Genomic DNA, 14828 nt, shown 5'->3' with positions numbered 1-14828 from the left:
CTATGTTCAAAAGATTTGACATGGCGCTCATGTGCGCCAAGGTTGAGGAGTTGGCTGTTGTTCAATCTGTTTTTCGAGAGAGATTCGAACGAATAAGTGACGCTGACAATCCCTACTCCCAGATTTACAGGGTCGAGGGCAGGACAGGAGAGAAGCGGTTACTGTTGAGAACCGCTGGCCAAATGGGTCATATGGCAGCTTCCGCATTGGCCGGAAGTATTATTTCTGCGCACCAACCTTCCGTTATGCTGCTGGTCGGCACTGCCGCAAGTCTAGATCCTAAAAAGGTACAACTTGGCGACGTGGTGGTGCCTAGAAAGGCTGTATTTCGCCTTTATGACAAGGTTTCCGAGGAAGGCCAGCAGGACTATCAGGTCCGAGTAAATGAACATGCAAGCGAAGAATTGTTCTTGCGTAACAACGTGTTGTGCGCTGAATTAGAAACCCAGTTGATTTCTCCACGAATTCTAGAGGCTGTAGCTGGGGTAACTTTTGACGACGTAATTTCAAGGCTGCGGAAGGGACACCCCGAATCAGTCTCACTCTCATCTGAAGCTGAAGTGATTTCGCTTCGAGATCCAAAACTTCACCTTGATGAAGACATCTTTTCGTGCGGCATGGTCGTCGATAGCGTTTCTTATCGCAACTTCATAAATCGTTTGACTGCCGCTGTTAGCCGTAAGTCTACGGTCATCGACATGGAGACATTCGGATTTTTCTCTGCGATAAGCGCATCCAGCTTATATGGCGTTGGCTCCAGTTGTTCCGGGATAGCCATCCGAGGCATCTCAGACTACGCAGGTAGGAAGTCACAAACTGAGCTATTGCCATCTGATTGGAAGTCTATGTCGATGACCAATGCCGCGCTTGTAGCAGCTGAAGTCATTGCTCAAATTGCGTAATCGAATACCAACTCCCTAAACCACAACCTCCATCCGCTCCTGCTCCCCCACCCCGAACACCCGCTTGTACCGGGCGACCTCGTCCGCCGGCCCCATGGCCTTCTCGGGGTTGTCCGACAGCTTCACCGTGGGCCGTCCGTCCGCCGACACCGCCTTGCACACCAGTGAGAACGGGGCCAAAGCGTCCCCCGGCACCAGCCCGCGGAAATCGTTGGTCAGCAGCGTCCCCCAGCCGAAGGACACTCGGACGCGGCCCGAGAACTGGCGGTGCAGCTCCTCGATCTTCTCCACATCCAGACCGTCCGAGAAAATGACGAGCTTGTCGCGCGGGTTCTCTCCGCGCGAGCGCCACCAGTCGATGGCGGTCTCGGCCCCCACAGCCGGGTCGCCGGAATCGATCCGGATCCCCGTCCACCCGGCCAGCCAGTCCGGCGCGCGGTCGAGGAAGCCCTTGGTGCCGTAGGTGTCGGGCAGGATGATGCGCAGGTTGCCGTCGTGCTCCTCGTGCCAGTCGGCCAGCACGTCGTAGGGCGCGCGGGCCAGCGCCGCGTCGTCCCCGGCCAGCGCGGAATAGACCATCGGCAGTTCATGGGCGTTGGTGCCGACCGCCTCGAGGTCGCGCAGGCGGGCGATCAGGCAGTTGGAGGTGCCGGTGAACTTGGGCCCCAGCCCCTCGATCATCGCCTGCACGCACCAGTCCTGCCAGAGGAAGGAATGCCGCCGCCGCGTGCCGAAATCCGCGATCCGCAGCCCGTCGAGCTGGTTCAGCCGTTCGATCTTTTCCCAGATCTTGGTCATCGCGCGGGCGTAGAGGACCTGAAGCTCGAACTTGGCCATGGTGTCGAGGATGGCGCGGCCGCGCAGCTCCATCAGGATGGCGAGGGCGGGGATTTCCCAGAGCATGACCTCGTGCCACTTGCCCTCGAAGGTCAGCTCGTACTGATCTCCGACCCGTTCGAGGTGGTAGGGCGGCAGGCGCAGGCCCTCGAACCACTCCATGAAGTCGGGGCGGAACATCTGGCGCTTGCCGTAGAACATGTTGCCGCGCAGCCATGTGGATTCGCCGCGGGTGAGCGAGAGGGAGCGGACATGGTCCAGCTGTTCGCGCAGCTCGCCCTCGTCGATCAGCTTGGCGAGGGGGACATGCTTGGAGCGGTTGATCAGCGAGAAGGTGACGGTGGTGTCAGGCTTGTTGCGGAAAACCGACTGGCACATCAGCAGCTTGTAGAAATCCGTGTCGATCAGGGAGCGGACGATCGGGTCGATCTTCCAGCGGTGATTCCAGACACGGGTGGCGAGATCGGTCATCATGGGCTCCGGCATTGTTGACCCATGGTTATCAGGCTGTGACCGGCTGGCAAGTCGATGGGCACGGGGGACACAGGTGGGGATTATTCCCCGTGCGTCGGGATTCGCCCGATTTTCGCCTGTATCGTGGGGGACGTTGAAGGTCTTGCTGAGAGGCCAAGCCATGCCGTCCTACGATTTCGACATCGACCTGGAATGCGACCCGCACCGCGCGGGGAGCGCGCGTGCCGTCGCGCGGTTCCGCGATGCGGAGACGGTGGCGGCGCTGTCGCGGGCCGGCGCGGATGTGCGCGACGTCTTCGTCAAGGCCGGGTTCCGGCTGGAGGTGTCCGGGCGCGTGGATCCGGTCGGCACGTTCCGGGCGGGTGAGCGGCACTGGCGCACCTCGGTGGCCGAGCGCGTGGAGCGCGGGTTGCTGGGGCTGGGCGGCAACGTCGCGCGGCTGGACTGGGGCGGGTTCTCGGTCGACGGGTTTCTCTACAACGTGGCGCGGGCGCGGGCGGTCGAAGGACCTGCGATGCCGGAGCCCGAGGTGCGGGCGGCTGTGCCGTCGGAACTGGGTGCGATGCCGCTGGCGCGGCTGGACCAGCCGGTCTCGCTCATCTCGCGGCTGATGTCGAACACCTTCGCCCGGCTGGCGATTTTTGCCGGGGCGATCGCGCTGGTTGTCGTGCGGTCCGACGTGGCGGGGTTCTGAGCCGTCAGACCAGCGTCACACCGGCCGTCAGCATCCCCTCCTGCGCCGCGGCCAGCGACCCATCGAGGTCAATCGCCCAGCAGAGCTGGTTCTGGACCGTGACCGTGAAGCCCAGCTTCGCCGCGTCCACAGCCGAGAAGTTCACGCAGAAATCGGTGGCAAGGCCGACCATCGTCAGGTCGGTGAGGCCGCGCGTTCTCAGGTAGCCCTCGAGCCCCGTGGGCGTGGAGTGGTCGTTCTCGAAAAAGGCGGAGTAGCTGTCGATCGCCGGGTTGTAGCCCTTGCGGACGATCAGGTCCGCGCGGTCGGTGTCGAGCAACGCATGGAACGCCGAACCCGCCGTGCCCTGCACGCAGTGATCGGGCCAGAGCACCTGCGTGCCGTAAGGCATTTCCACCGTGCCGAAGGGTTCCTTGCCGGGATGCGAGGAGGCGAAGGAGGAATGGCCCGCCGGGTGCCAGTCCTGCGTCAGGATCACGGCGTCGAATTCGGCCATCAGCGCATTGATGCCCGGCACGATCTCGTCCCCGCCCGCCACGGCCAGCGCGCCGCCGGGGCAGAAGTCGTTCTGGACGTCGATCACGATCAGGGCGCGGGACATGGCTCTACCTCTCTGCTGCTGGTGCGAAGGTGGCAAGGTGGGGGGCGGGCGTCAATGCGGCTGCATGTGTTGTCTTGTTGTCATGACACGAATCGGTCATCCTTTGCGCATGGCCAAGATCGAACGCATGCAGACCGGCCTGAGGCTGGAAAAACGGATGGTGAAGGTGCTGAAGGGCACGGCGGAGTATCTCGACATGTCGATGTCGGAGCTTGTCGAATGCATGGTCCTGCACGCCTTCGACGGGAAACAGGTCTTTCGCGAGGAAACACGCGCGAAGATCGCGCAGCTGAGCGAGGTCTACGGGTTCAGCCTGACCTCGGAGGATGCGCACGGGCTGGAGGAGGAATTCCGGTGAATTACGACCACATCCTCGACGAGATGGCCGGGGGCGTCTTGCCCTGCACCGGCTTCGGCCACGCGGTGCATCTGGGCACCGCCCATGCGGCGCTGAAACGGTGGGAGTTCTTCGAGGCCGCGCACCGCTATGCCAGTGCGATCCGCGCGGCGGCCAGCGCGGCGGGCGCGCCCGAGAAGTTCAACGCGACGCTGACGCTGGCCTTCCTCTGCCTGATCGCGGAACGGATGGGCGACGAGGACAGCGCGACCTTCGTGGCGCAGAACCCGGACCTTGGTCGTGACGCTTTGCTGGCGGCGGGCTATGACGCGGCGCGGCTGGCCGATCCCAAGGCACGGCGCGTCGGATTGCTGCCCCGCGTGGCCTGACCGCGCCGCCTGCGGTTGCCCGTCCCCTGCCCTGCGCTATCCTGACGGCGGACCAGTCTGGAAGGATGACAATGAAAATCGCCGGTTTCGTCGGATCGCTGCGCCGCGCCGCCTATTCGGGCGTCGTGATGGACACGCTGATCGAACTTCGCCCCGAGGGGATGGAGATCGAGCGGCTGAGCATCGGCGACCTGCCGCTCTACAACGAAGACCTGAAGGAAGACGGCTCGCCCCGGCTGGTGATCGACCTTGCCGACAAGGTGCGCGCAGCGGATGGCGTGCTGATCGTGACGCCGGAATACAACCGGTCGTTCTCGGGCGTGCTGAAGAACGCGCTCGACTGGATCTCGACCGAGCTGGACATGCCGTTCCGGGGCAAGCCGACGGCCATCGTGTCCCAGTCGACGGGGATGCGCGGGGGCGCGCTCGCGAACTACCACCTGCGCCAGACACTGTCGGTGATCGGCGCGGCGATGCTGACGGGGCCAGAGGCGGCGGTGGCGCAATCCGGCGATCTGGTGAAGGACGGCCGGATCGAGGACGAGCGGACGCGCAAGCGCCTGCGCAAGGAGCTCGACATGCTGGCCGAGGCGATCGCCCGCGCCGGCTGAACCTGCGACACGCCCGCGCTTGCGGGAACGCGGACCGGGGTCTATCTGGGCGCCATGTTCACCGTCGCCGCCCTGTATCACTTCACGCGTTTCGAAGACCCTGCCGCGCTGCGCGCGCCGCTGGCCGCGCTGTGCGAGGCCGAAGGCGTCTGCGGGACGCTGCTGCTGGCCGCCGAGGGGATCAACGGCACCATCGCGGGCCCGCGCAATGGCATCGACGCGGTGCTGGCCCATATCCGCGCCCTGCCCGGCTGCGCGGGTCTGGAGTGGAAGGAAAGCACCGCCGCCGCCAAGCCTTTCGCCCGGATGAAGGTCCGGCTGAAGCAGGAGATCGTGACGATGGGCCAGCCCGGCGTCGATCCCCGCGCCAGCGTCGGGCACTATGTCGAGCCCGCCGAATGGAACGCGCTGATCTCCGCCCCGGACGTTGCGGTGATCGACACGCGCAACGACTACGAGGTCGCCATCGGCACCTTCGCGGGCGCGGTCGATCCGGAAACCGAAAGCTTCCGCGACTTCCCCGCGTGGTGGGCGGCGAACCGCGACCGGTTCCACAACAAGCGGATCGCGATGTTCTGCACCGGCGGCATCCGCTGCGAGAAGTCCACGAACTGGCTGCTGAGCCAGGGGGTGGAGGAGGTCTATCACCTCAAGGGCGGCATCCTGAAATACCTCGAGGAGGTGCCGGAGCAGGACAGCCTCTGGCAGGGCGAATGCTTCGTCTTCGACCGCCGCGTCAGCGTCGGCCACGGGCTGACCGAGGGTCCGCACATCCTCTGCCACGCCTGCCGCCGCCCGATCCTGCCCGAGGACCGTGCTCGGCCCGAGTACGAGGAGGGCGTGGCCTGTCACCTCTGCGTGGACGAGACGTCCGAGGCCGACAAGACCCGCTTCCGCGAGCGCCAGAAGCAGATCGCGCTTGCCCGTGCGCGCGGCGAGTCGCATCTCGCCGACTGATCCAAGACGGCGAGGTCAGCCTGTCGGCATGACGTGGACCTCGCGGACCTCGGCCCTCGGGCTGGCGTTCATGGCATAGACCACCGCCTCGGCGATATCCTCGGGTTTGAGCTTGTCGGGCTTGGCCTCGCTGAAGAAAGGCGTGTCGACCATGCCGGGCGAGATGACGGTGCAGCGCCCGCCCCACTCGCGCATCTCGTCGGCCATGTTGCCGCCGTAGCCATGCACGAACCACTTGGTGGCCGAATAGATCGACCCCTTGATGTGCCGACGGCCAGCGGCGGAGCCGGTCATCAGCAGGTGGCCCTTGGTCTTGCGCAGTTCCGGCAGCGTGGCGCGGGCGGTGTAGAGCAGGCCCATCACGTTCAGGTCGATCATGCGCCGCCATTCCTCGGGATCGCCCGCCTCGGTCCCCGGCGTGTCGAGGCCCATCCCCGCATTGGCGAAGGCCGCGTTCAGGCCGCCGAACGTCTCGACCGTCCGTGCCACGGCCCGCTCCAGCGCGGCGAGGTCGGTCACGTCGGCGGGGATGGCCAGCGCCGCGTCGCCGATTTCATCCCTGAGCGCGTTCAGCTTGTCCTCGGACCGGGCCACGAGGGCGACGTTCCATCCGGCGGCTGCGGCGCCCCTTGCGCTGGCCGCGCCGATGCCGGTCGATGCGCCAGTGATCAAGAGTGTCCTGCTCATATCGGCTCTCCTTTTCGTCGTGTTCGACGGTCAAGGTGAGGCGACAGGCGCGCAGGGCAAGCGCGGGTTCAGGCCATCGCGATCCGGGGCCGACCGCGCATCAGCACGATCAGCACGATCCCGATGTTCAGCAGGTTCCACGCGATGCCGTTCACGAAGGCCGCCGTGTAGCTGCCGGTGACGTCGTAGATCCAGCCCGACATCCACCCGCCGAGCGCCATGCCGAAGATCGTCGCCATGATGACGAACCCGGTCCGCGCCCCGGCCTCGCGGGCGGGCATGTATTCCCGGACGATCACCGCGTAGGAGGGCACGATCCCGCCCTGGCTCAGGCCAAACACCAGCGACACGATGTAGAGCGAGGTCAGCCCGTCCGACGGCAGGTAGAGGATCAGACCGATGGTCTGCAGGGCGGAGCCGATCAGCAGCGTCCGCACCCCGCCCAGCCGGTCGGCGACCAGCCCCGACACCAGCCGCGACACGACCCCGCCGAGCAGCATCAGCGACAGCATCTCGGCCCCGGCGGCGGGGCCATAGCCGAGGTCCATGCACAGCGCCACGATATGCACCTGCGGCATCGACATCGCCACGCAGCACCCGATCCCCGCCAGCCCGAGCAGCCACATCAGCGCCCTTGGCGACAGCCCCGTCGCGCCGCGCCGCGCGGCCGAGGCGGCGTCGGAGGCGGCCACGGCCTCGAGCGGCAGGCGGCGGCGCAGGAACCATGTCAGGGGCAGCATGCCGACCAGCGTGATGACCGCGATCGCGTCATAGGCGTAGCGCCAGCCGCCGGCGGCGATGAAGCCCGACATGACCAGCGGCGTCGCGGCCCCGGACAGGTAGTTGCCGCAGGCGGCGATGGCCACCGCGATGCCGCGTCGTTTCAGGAACCACAGCGAGATGTCGGCGATCAGCGGCCCGAAACAGGCGGCGGTGGCGAAGCCGATGGCCAGCTGTGCCGCGCAGATCATCCACAGCGACGGCGAATGCGCGGCAAGCGCGTAGCCCGCCGCGCTGACCAGCGCCGCGCCGGTCAGGGCCGCGGTGACGCCGTGCCGGTCGATGACCCGCCCGATCAGCAGGTTGCCGAAGGCGAACCCGAACATGGTAAAGGTGTAGGGCAGCGAGGCCGTCGCGCGGTCCAGAGCGAATTCGGCCTGCATCAGCGGCAGCACGACGATCGAGGCCCACATGCCGACGTTGCCGATCACCGCGATGATCAGCGACAGCGCCAGCCTGCGCCAAGAATAGGAACTGTCGAGAACATCCGCGCCCGTCATGGCGCGACGCTATGCCGGGCCGCAGACGCCCGCAAGCGGGCTTGAACGTTGCCGATGCACGCGACCCGTGCCTACTGTGCGCCGAAGGAGGAGACCGACATGCAACTCATCGACCTGGCCCGCCCGCTGGAGAACACGACCTATGCCGATCCGCCGGGCCTGCACCCGACGATCACCTATCTGGATCACGAGCAGACGGCGCAGCAGATCCTCGGTTTCTTTCCCGGCGTGACCCGCGACCAGTTGCCCGGCGGCGAGGGTTGGGCGGTCGAGCAGGTCCAGCTGTCGACCCACAATGGCACCCATCTGGACGCGCCGTATCACTACCATTCCACCATGGACGGCGGGCAGCGGGCGATCACCATCGACGAGGTGCCGCTGGAGTGGTGCATCGGGCGCGGGGTGAAGCTCGACTTCCGCCATCTGCCGGACGGGCATGTCGTGACGGCGGCCGAGGTGGAGGCCGAGTTCGACCGGATCGGGCATGATCTGGCGCCGGGTGACATCGTGCTGGTGAACACCGCCGCCGGAGCGGCCTATGGCCTGCCGCAGTACGTTGCGACCGGCTGCGGCATGGGGATGGAGGCGACCTGCTGGATGACCGAGCGCGGGATGCGGGTCTGCGGCACCGACGCGTGGAGCTGGGACGCGCCGTTCATCCACACCGCCAGGCGCGTGGCCGAAACCGGGGATGCCGGGCTGATCTGGGAAGGCCACCGCGCCGGGATGGTGCGCGGCTATTGCCACATGGAGAAGCTGGCCAATCTCGAAACGCTGCCCGCGACGGGGTTCGAGGTGCAGTGCTTTCCGGTGAAGATCAAGGGGGCGAGCGCCGGGTGGTGCAGGCCGGTGGCGATCGTTCGGTGAGGTGGTGGGTGTCGGTTGGTTTGGCTAGGTCATCATCCGGCTTGACCGGATGATCTTGGGGTCACGAGGTCCTCGGGTCGAGCCCGAGGATGACAGCTCTCTGAACCAACCGCGCAACAAGCCCGACGCGCGCTGTGCAGGCGCCGGCCCTTGGGATGGCGCTCCTGCCGATTGATCCGCGCGGTTAATGCCGCCACGGCCCTCCCATGCCCGAGGTCCGCGCAAGCGTCACCAAAGCGCCAGCCCGTGGGGACGGGCCGGCGCTTGCACGGCGGCCTTCGGCCTTGATTCCGCGCAGGGAAACGCTCGGACCTGGACCGTAGGGTGCGTGCTCGCACGCACCGCCCCGACCGCCTCAATCCACCACCCGCAGCGTCAGGTTGATCCGCCCGCCATCCGCCAGCAGCGTCGAGGACCCGGCGCGGATCCGGTCGATCCCGTGATGCACCAGCCGCGCCTCTCCGCCGATCACGCAGACATCGCCGGAGTTCAGCCAGACCGACTCGGTTTTGCCGCCCCGCTCGACCGAGCCGATCCGGAACAGCGCCGAATCCCCGAGCGAGATCGACAGCACCGGCCAGCCGAAATCGGCCTCGTCCCGGTCCTGGTGCAGCCCCATCCGCGCGCCTTCGCGGTAGAAGTTTACCAGGCAGCAGTCCGGCGCCCGCTCCACCCCCGTCACAGCGTGCCAGACCGCCAGCACCGAGGCCGGGATCGGCGGCCAGTCCACGCCCGACGGATGCCGCCGCTCGTACCGGTAGCCGCGCCGGTCCGAATACCAGCCGTATGTCCCGGCCGAGGTCATCTGCACCGACATCTTCTTGCCGAACCGCGTCTCGGGCGAGAACAGCGGCGCGGCACGGGCGACATCGCGGATGTCCTCCACCATCTCCTCCTGCGCGGCGCGGTCGAGGTATCCGGGGCGGATCTCCACCCCACGCAGGAAAACCGGCGCCTCACCCATCGGCACCTTCCCGGAGTTCGGGCAACAGGTCGAGGATGCCGATCTCCCGCATCGCCTCCTTGTCGAAGACCCCCTGCGCACCCAGCGTGGCGAAGCCGTGGACGAGGCTCCAGACCCGGATCTCCTCCACCCCGAACCCCGCCCCGGCGGGCCCGCCGCCCGCACCGCTGACGTCACGCAGGACCTCGGCGCAGATCGCCAGCGGCGCGGCGATGGCCGGGTCGTGGAATTCGACCTTGCCGGGCGAAAACATAAGTTCGAACAGCGCCGGGTTCTGGCGGGCGAAGGCGACGTAGCCTGTCAGCGCCGTGCGGCGCCGGTCGGGGAGCGTGGCGTCCGGCGCCGCGCGGATCATGTCGTTGAGGCGCAGGAACCCCTCGCCCGCGATGGCGGTCAGCAGGCCGGTCACATTGCCGAAGTGGTTCTTGGGCGCCGTGTGGCTGACCCCGACCCTTTCGGCGCAGGCGCGCAGGGACAGCGCGCCGAGGCCCTCGGCTTCGAGGATAGCGAGGCCCGCATCGACGAGGGCCTGTTTCAGGTTGCCGTGATGGTAGGACTTGGAAGCGGTCATGGCGGTGTTATGGCGGGCCATCTTTCCGGTGTAAATATTTTCCTTGACGGGTCGCCGTGCCCCGAATATTTCCGATGTAAATTTACACCGTAAATATACCGGAGATCACCTATGCCCGCCCGTGCCCCACTGAAGACCCTGCATTACCATGACCTCGTTGCCTCGCTGCCCGATCTCGCGGGCAGGACGGTCGCGATCACCGGCTGCACCTCGGGGATGGGGCTGATTCTTGCCCATACCGCCGCCGCGAAAGGAGCGCGGGTGCTGATGATCAACCGGCCGTCCGACCGAGCCGACCGGGCGCTGGCCGAGATCCGGGCGACCGGGGCCGAGGCGCATGCGGTGCCCTGCGACCTGCTGAGCTTTGACAGCGTCCGGGCGGCGGGGCCGGTGCTGGACAGCCTGTGCGGCGAGACGGGGCTGGACGTGCTGGTGGACAATGCCGGGCTGATGGGGCTGGCGGACGAGGCGACCGGTGACGGGTTCGACGTTCAGATGCAGGCCAACCACCTGTCGCACTTCCTGCTGGTGCACCTTGCATGGCCGCACCTGGAGACGGCGGCGGCACTCAGGGGCGAGGCGCGGGTGGTGAACCATTCCTCCGGCGCGCGGAATTCCCCGAAGCGTCCGTTGACCCGCAAATACCTCGAACCGAACGGCGGGAACCTCGGCGGCGATGGCTGGCCGGGAATGCAGAAGTGGGTCCGCTACCAGCAGTCCAAGCTTGCGAACCTGCTGTTCACCTACGCGCTGCAGGACCGCGCCGGGGCGCGAGAGGGCAATGCGGTCAAGGTGCTCTGCGCCCATCCCGGACCGACCGACAGCGGGCTGCAGGCGAAATCCGCGCCGGGCGGGACCACCATCCTGGACCGCTACATCCTGCGCCGCACCCTGAACGAGGCGCACAGTGTCGAGGACGGGACCTGCGGGCTGGCCCGCGCCGCGTTCGAGCCGGGCGTTGCGGGCGGCGAGTTCTACGGACCGGACGCCAAGGCGCGCACCGGCCCCGCCCTGCGCCTGCCGGCCGAGCGCGACGAGATGGCCGAGGCGATGCTGTGGCAGGCCAGCCTTGCCGCGACCGGGATCAGCGACTTCTTCCACTGAAGGATCTCCCGGCCGGTGCGGGTATCTGCCCGCCTCGCGCGCAGGGCTGTGTTGCCCGTGCCAGATGCCCCGCATTTTGCCGATCCCGGTACGTGTCGCCGCTTGCAGCCCCCAGAACCCCTTCCTATATACGCCCGGAAGCGTGGCGGACCGGCCACATGGCCAATCGGCCCTGCCCCGGCCGCTGCAAACCAGTCCGGGCGCGGATGCCGCAACGGGTCCGTTTCCCGTCCATCGCCTGAAGTGAAAGGGATCGAAAAACATGTCGAAAGTGATCGGTATCGACCTCGGGACCACCAACTCCTGCGTCGCCATCATGGATGGGTCGCAGCCGAAGGTCATCGAGAACTCCGAAGGGGCCCGCACGACCCCGTCCATCGTGGCGTTCACCGAAGATGAACGTCTCGTCGGCCAGTCCGCCAAGCGGCAGGCCGTCACCAACCCGACCAACACCATCTTTGGCGTCAAGCGTCTGATCGGCCGCCGGTTCGACGACTCGCACCTGGCCAAGGACAAGAAGAACCTGCCGTTCAACGTGATCGACGGCGGGAACGGCGACGCATGGGTTGAATCCCGTGGCGACAAGTATTCGCCCTCGCAGATCTCCGCTTTCATCCTCGGCAAGATGAAGGAAACCGCCGAATCCTACCTCGGCGAGGAAGTCACGCAGGCCGTCATCACCGTGCCCGCCTACTTCAACGACGCCCAGCGTCAGGCCACCAAGGACGCCGGCAAGATCGCCGGTCTGGAAGTGCTGCGGATCATCAACGAACCGACCGCCGCCGCGCTTGCCTATGGCCTCGACAAGAAGGACAGCCAGACGATCGCGGTCTATGACCTCGGCGGCGGCACGTTCGACGTCACGATCCTCGAGATCGACGACGGCCTGTTCGAAGTGAAATCGACCAACGGGGACACGTTCCTCGGCGGCGAGGACTTCGACATGCGGATCGTCAACTACCTCGCGGACGAGTTCAAGAAAGAGCACGGCGTCGACCTGACCAAGGACAAGATGGCCCTCCAGCGCCTGAAAGAGGCGGCGGAGAAGGCCAAGATCGAACTGTCCTCGTCCAGCCAGACCGAGATCAACCAGCCGTTCATCTCGATGGGCTCCAACGGCCAGCCGCTGCACATGGTGATGAAGCTGACCCGCGCCAAGCTGGAAAGCCTCGTCGGCGACCTGATCAAGGCCTCGCTGAAGCCCTGCCAGGCCGCGCTCAAAGATGCCGGTATCTCGACCTCCGAAGTGGACGAGGTCGTTCTGGTCGGCGGTATGACCCGGATGCCGAAGGTCATCGAAGAGGTGACCAAGTTCTTCGGGAAAGAGCCGCACAAGGGTGTGAACCCGGACGAAGTCGTCGCCATGGGCGCCGCGATCCAGGCCGGTGTTCTGCAGGGTGACGTGAAGGACGTGGTCCTTCTGGACGTGACCCCGCTGTCGCTGGGCATCGAGACGCTGGGTGGTGTCTTCACCCGCCTGATCGACCGCAACACGACGATCCCGACCAAGAAGAGCCAGGTCTTCTCGACCGCCGAGGACAACCAGAACGCCGTGACCATCCGGGTCTTCCAGGGTGAGCGCGAGATGGCGGCCGACAACAAGATGCTCGGCCAGTTCAATCTGGAACAGATCCCGCCCGCCCCGCGCGGCATGCCCCAGATCGAGGTGACGTTCGACATCGACGCCAACGGCATCGTGTCGGTCAGCGCCAAGGACAAGGGCACCGGCAAGGAGCAGAAGATCACGATCCAGGCTTCGGGCGGTCTGTCCGATGACGACATCGAGAAGATGGTCCGCGACGCCGAGGAAAACGCCGAGGCCGACAAGGCCCGCCGTGGCCTCGTCGAAGCCAAGAACCAGGCCGAAAGCCTCATCCACTCGACCGAGAAGTCGATGGAAGAGCATGGCGACAAGGTGGACCCGTCGACGATCGAAGCGATCGAGCTGGCCATCGCCGCGCTGAAGGACGAGCTGGAAACCGACAATGCCGACAAGATCAAGTCGGGCATCCAGAACGTCACCGAAGCCGCGATGAAGCTGGGCGAGGCGATCTACAAGTCGCAGCAGGACGGCCCGGACGACGAGCCGATGGCGGCCGATTCGGGTTCTGCCGACGATGACGACATCGTCGATGCCGACTTCGAGGATCTTGACGACAACAAGCGTGCGTAAACCGCACGGGAACCTCTGGGGCCGGTCCGTCGCAGGGCGGGCCGGCCCTATGCGTTCCTGAGAAGGGGGACCCCCTGAATGGCAAAACGCGATTATTACGAAACGCTCGGCGTCGCCAAAGGCGCCTCGGCGGACGAGATCAAGAAGGCCTATCGCTCCAAGGCGAAAGAGCTTCACCCCGACCGCAACAAGGACAACCCGGACGCAGAAAGCCAGTTCAAGGAAGTGAACGAGGCCTACGATGTCCTGAAGGACGGCGACAAGAAAGCCGCCTATGACCGTTTCGGCCATGCCGCCTTCGACGGCGGAATGGGCGGCGCGCGCGGCGGACGCCCCGGCGCGGGCGGCCAGGGTGACTTCGCCAGCGCCTTCTCGGACGTGTTCGACGACCTGTTCGGCGACTTCATGGGCCAGCGCGGCGGCGCCGGCGGGCGGCAGCGCGCCGCACGCGGGTCCGATCTGCGCTACAACCTGCGGGTCACGCTGGAAGAGGCTTATTCCGGGCTGCAGAAGACGATCAACGTGCCGACCTCGGTCCAGTGCACCTCGTGCAACGGATCGGGCGCCGAAGGCGGGGCGGAACCGACGACCTGCCCGACCTGTTCGGGCATGGGTAAGGTCCGCGCGCAGCAGGGCTTCTTCACGGTCGAACGGACCTGTCCGTCCTGTTCGGGTCTGGGGCAGATCATCCAAAACCCGTGCAAGACCTGTCACGGCCAGGGCCGCGTCGAACGCGACCGCTCGCTGTCGGTGAACATCCCGGCAGGGGTGGAAACCGGCACCCGGATCCGTCTGGGCGGCGAAGGCGAGGCGGGGATGCGGGGCGGGCCGTCCGGCGATCTCTACATCTTCATCGAGGTGGTGAAGCACAAGATCTTCGAACGCGAGGGCTCGAACCTCTACTGCCGCGTGCCGGTGTCGATGATCAAGGCCGCGCTCGGTGGTGACATCGAGGTGCCGACGATGGATGGCGGCCGCTCGCGCGTGAAGATCCCCGAAGGCAGCCAGTCCGGCCGCCAGATGCGCCTGCGCGGCAAGGGCATGCCCGCCCTGCGCGGCGGTCCGGCGGGGGACATGTTCATCGAACTGGCGGTCGAGACCCCGGTGAACCTGACCGCGCGCCAGAAGGAGCTGCTGAAGGAATTCGAGCCGCTGTCGGAGGACAACAACCCCGAGAGCAAGAGCTTCTTCTCCAGTGTGAAAGGCTTCTGGGACTCGATGAAGGGGTGATTTGACGGACCCGGGCCCATGGCCCGGGCGGAACGTCCAGTGGACGTTCCGGTCAATTCACGGGCGGAGCCCCGGTCACGCCAGATACCAAAAAAGCGCCGCCTTCGCGGCGCTTTTCCTTTCCGCGCCCCTTCGCAGTTAACCCCTCGC

At 66.2% G+C, this 14828-nt stretch carries 16 protein-coding genes; 10 read left to right on the top strand and 6 right to left on the bottom strand.

The features are described 5' to 3' along the window. Positions 1-2 precede the first annotated feature (2 nt). Positions 3-902, top strand: coding sequence for a hypothetical protein (locus tag ATO6_RS05660; protein WP_088622923.1), 900 nt, complete (start codon positions 3-5; stop codon positions 900-902). A 15-nt stretch (positions 903-917) separates the two neighbouring features. Here the strand turns inward: ATO6_RS05660 and pncB are convergent, their stop codons facing one another. Beyond that, a complete protein-coding gene (pncB, locus tag ATO6_RS05655; protein ID WP_088623425.1) occupies positions 918-2210 on the bottom strand; it encodes a nicotinate phosphoribosyltransferase in 1293 nt (430 codons plus the stop codon). Positions 2211-2373: 163 nt separating this feature from the next. Between pncB and ATO6_RS05650 the strand changes: the two genes are divergently transcribed. Further along, entirely contained in the window at positions 2374-2907 is a 534-nt protein-coding gene (locus tag ATO6_RS05650) for a hypothetical protein (RefSeq protein WP_088622922.1), read from the top strand. 4 nt (positions 2908-2911) lie between these two features. Here the strand turns inward: ATO6_RS05650 and pncA are convergent, their stop codons facing one another. Then, positions 2912-3508, bottom strand: a complete 597-nt coding sequence (gene pncA / locus ATO6_RS05645) for a bifunctional nicotinamidase/pyrazinamidase (RefSeq protein ID WP_088622921.1) — start codon at positions 3506-3508, stop codon at positions 2912-2914. Positions 3509-3617: 109 nt separating this feature from the next. On the opposite strand from pncA, the gene ATO6_RS05640 reads away from it, so the two are divergent. From ATO6_RS05640 to ATO6_RS05625, 4 genes are all read left to right on the top strand, one after another. Further along, positions 3618-3866, top strand: a complete 249-nt coding sequence (locus tag ATO6_RS05640; protein WP_088622920.1) for a hypothetical protein — start codon at positions 3618-3620, stop codon at positions 3864-3866. Then, positions 3863-4234: a hypothetical protein gene (locus tag ATO6_RS05635; protein ID WP_088622919.1), complete on the top strand. Its 372-nt coding sequence runs from the start codon at positions 3863-3865 to the stop codon at positions 4232-4234. The genes ATO6_RS05640 and ATO6_RS05635 overlap by 4 nt, the downstream gene beginning before the upstream one ends. Before the next feature lie 71 nt (positions 4235-4305). Next, positions 4306-4845 (top strand): NADPH-dependent FMN reductase, encoded by a 540-nt coding sequence (locus tag ATO6_RS05630; RefSeq protein WP_217898969.1) that lies wholly within the window; start codon positions 4306-4308, stop codon positions 4843-4845. A gap of 54 nt (positions 4846-4899) precedes the next feature. Then, complete coding sequence (locus ATO6_RS05625; protein WP_088622917.1) at positions 4900-5802, top strand: rhodanese-related sulfurtransferase; 903 nt, start codon at positions 4900-4902, stop codon at positions 5800-5802. Positions 5803-5817: 15 nt separating this feature from the next. On the opposite strand, the gene ATO6_RS05620 is transcribed toward ATO6_RS05625, so the two are convergent. Beyond that, positions 5818-6489, bottom strand: a complete 672-nt coding sequence (locus tag ATO6_RS05620) for an SDR family oxidoreductase (protein WP_088622916.1) — start codon at positions 6487-6489, stop codon at positions 5818-5820. Positions 6490-6557: 68 nt separating this feature from the next. Further along, a complete protein-coding gene (locus ATO6_RS05615) occupies positions 6558-7769 on the bottom strand; it encodes an MFS transporter (RefSeq protein WP_088622915.1) in 1212 nt (403 codons plus the stop codon). Between the two features lie 99 nt (positions 7770-7868). On the opposite strand from ATO6_RS05615, the gene ATO6_RS05610 reads away from it, so the two are divergent. Further along, on the top strand, positions 7869-8636 hold the full coding sequence (locus ATO6_RS05610; RefSeq protein ID WP_088623424.1) for a cyclase family protein: 768 nt from the start codon (positions 7869-7871) through the stop codon (positions 8634-8636). Positions 8637-8991: 355 nt separating this feature from the next. Here ATO6_RS05610 and ATO6_RS05605 read toward each other — a convergent pair whose 3' ends face one another. Both ATO6_RS05605 and ATO6_RS05600 read right to left on the bottom strand, forming a co-directional pair. Continuing rightward, the gene (locus tag ATO6_RS05605) at positions 8992-9600 is read right to left on the bottom strand and encodes an alpha-ketoglutarate-dependent dioxygenase AlkB (protein ID WP_088622914.1); all 609 of its coding nucleotides are present in this window, start codon (positions 9598-9600) and stop codon (positions 8992-8994) included. Continuing rightward, complete coding sequence (locus tag ATO6_RS05600) at positions 9593-10171, bottom strand: TetR/AcrR family transcriptional regulator (RefSeq protein WP_176440838.1); 579 nt, start codon at positions 10169-10171, stop codon at positions 9593-9595. The genes ATO6_RS05605 and ATO6_RS05600 overlap by 8 nt, the downstream gene beginning before the upstream one ends. A gap of 111 nt (positions 10172-10282) precedes the next feature. Between ATO6_RS05600 and ATO6_RS05595 the strand changes: the two genes are divergently transcribed. From ATO6_RS05595 to dnaJ, 3 genes are all read left to right on the top strand, one after another. Further along, positions 10283-11275, top strand: coding sequence for an SDR family NAD(P)-dependent oxidoreductase (locus ATO6_RS05595; protein ID WP_088622912.1), 993 nt, complete (start codon positions 10283-10285; stop codon positions 11273-11275). Positions 11276-11537: 262 nt separating this feature from the next. Continuing rightward, on the top strand, positions 11538-13448 hold the full coding sequence (dnaK, locus tag ATO6_RS05590; protein WP_088622911.1) for a molecular chaperone DnaK: 1911 nt from the start codon (positions 11538-11540) through the stop codon (positions 13446-13448). A 78-nt stretch (positions 13449-13526) separates the two neighbouring features. Next, positions 13527-14678, top strand: a complete 1152-nt coding sequence (dnaJ, locus tag ATO6_RS05585) for a molecular chaperone DnaJ (protein ID WP_088622910.1) — start codon at positions 13527-13529, stop codon at positions 14676-14678. The last annotated feature ends 150 nt before the right edge of the window (positions 14679-14828 follow it).

Origin of the sequence: Oceanicola sp. 22II-s10i, assembly GCF_002210105.1 — a bacterium.
GTDB lineage: Bacteria > Pseudomonadota > Alphaproteobacteria > Rhodobacterales > Rhodobacteraceae > Pseudooceanicola.
The sequence above is the reverse complement of the archived record's forward strand: the minus strand, read 5'-3'. Positions and strand labels throughout refer to the sequence as shown.

Excerpts from the sequence above, each read along its gene's own strand:
- ATO6_RS05610 (WP_088623424.1), top strand. The coding sequence starts at position 7,869 with ATGCAACTCATCGACCTGGCCCGCCCGCTGGAGAACACGACCTATGCC.
- ATO6_RS05630 (WP_217898969.1), top strand. The coding sequence starts at position 4,306 with ATGAAAATCGCCGGTTTCGTCGGATCGCTGCGCCGCGCCGCCTATTCG.
- ATO6_RS05620 (WP_088622916.1), bottom strand. The coding sequence starts at position 6,489 with ATGAGCAGGACACTCTTGATCACTGGCGCATCGACCGGCATCGGCGCG.
- ATO6_RS05660 (WP_088622923.1), top strand. The coding sequence starts at position 3 with ATGTTCAAAAGATTTGACATGGCGCTCATGTGCGCCAAGGTTGAGGAG.
- dnaJ (WP_088622910.1), top strand. The coding sequence starts at position 13,527 with ATGGCAAAACGCGATTATTACGAAACGCTCGGCGTCGCCAAAGGCGCC.
- ATO6_RS05615 (WP_088622915.1), bottom strand. The coding sequence starts at position 7,769 with ATGACGGGCGCGGATGTTCTCGACAGTTCCTATTCTTGGCGCAGGCTG.
- pncA (WP_088622921.1), bottom strand. The coding sequence starts at position 3,508 with ATGTCCCGCGCCCTGATCGTGATCGACGTCCAGAACGACTTCTGCCCC.
- ATO6_RS05625 (WP_088622917.1), top strand. The coding sequence starts at position 4,900 with ATGTTCACCGTCGCCGCCCTGTATCACTTCACGCGTTTCGAAGACCCT.
- dnaK (WP_088622911.1), top strand. The coding sequence starts at position 11,538 with ATGTCGAAAGTGATCGGTATCGACCTCGGGACCACCAACTCCTGCGTC.
- ATO6_RS05595 (WP_088622912.1), top strand. The coding sequence starts at position 10,283 with ATGCCCGCCCGTGCCCCACTGAAGACCCTGCATTACCATGACCTCGTT.
- ATO6_RS05650 (WP_088622922.1), top strand. The coding sequence starts at position 2,374 with ATGCCGTCCTACGATTTCGACATCGACCTGGAATGCGACCCGCACCGC.
- ATO6_RS05640 (WP_088622920.1), top strand. The coding sequence starts at position 3,618 with ATGGCCAAGATCGAACGCATGCAGACCGGCCTGAGGCTGGAAAAACGG.
- pncB (WP_088623425.1), bottom strand. The coding sequence starts at position 2,210 with ATGACCGATCTCGCCACCCGTGTCTGGAATCACCGCTGGAAGATCGAC.
- ATO6_RS05605 (WP_088622914.1), bottom strand. The coding sequence starts at position 9,600 with ATGGGTGAGGCGCCGGTTTTCCTGCGTGGGGTGGAGATCCGCCCCGGA.
- ATO6_RS05600 (WP_176440838.1), bottom strand. The coding sequence starts at position 10,171 with ATGACCGCTTCCAAGTCCTACCATCACGGCAACCTGAAACAGGCCCTC.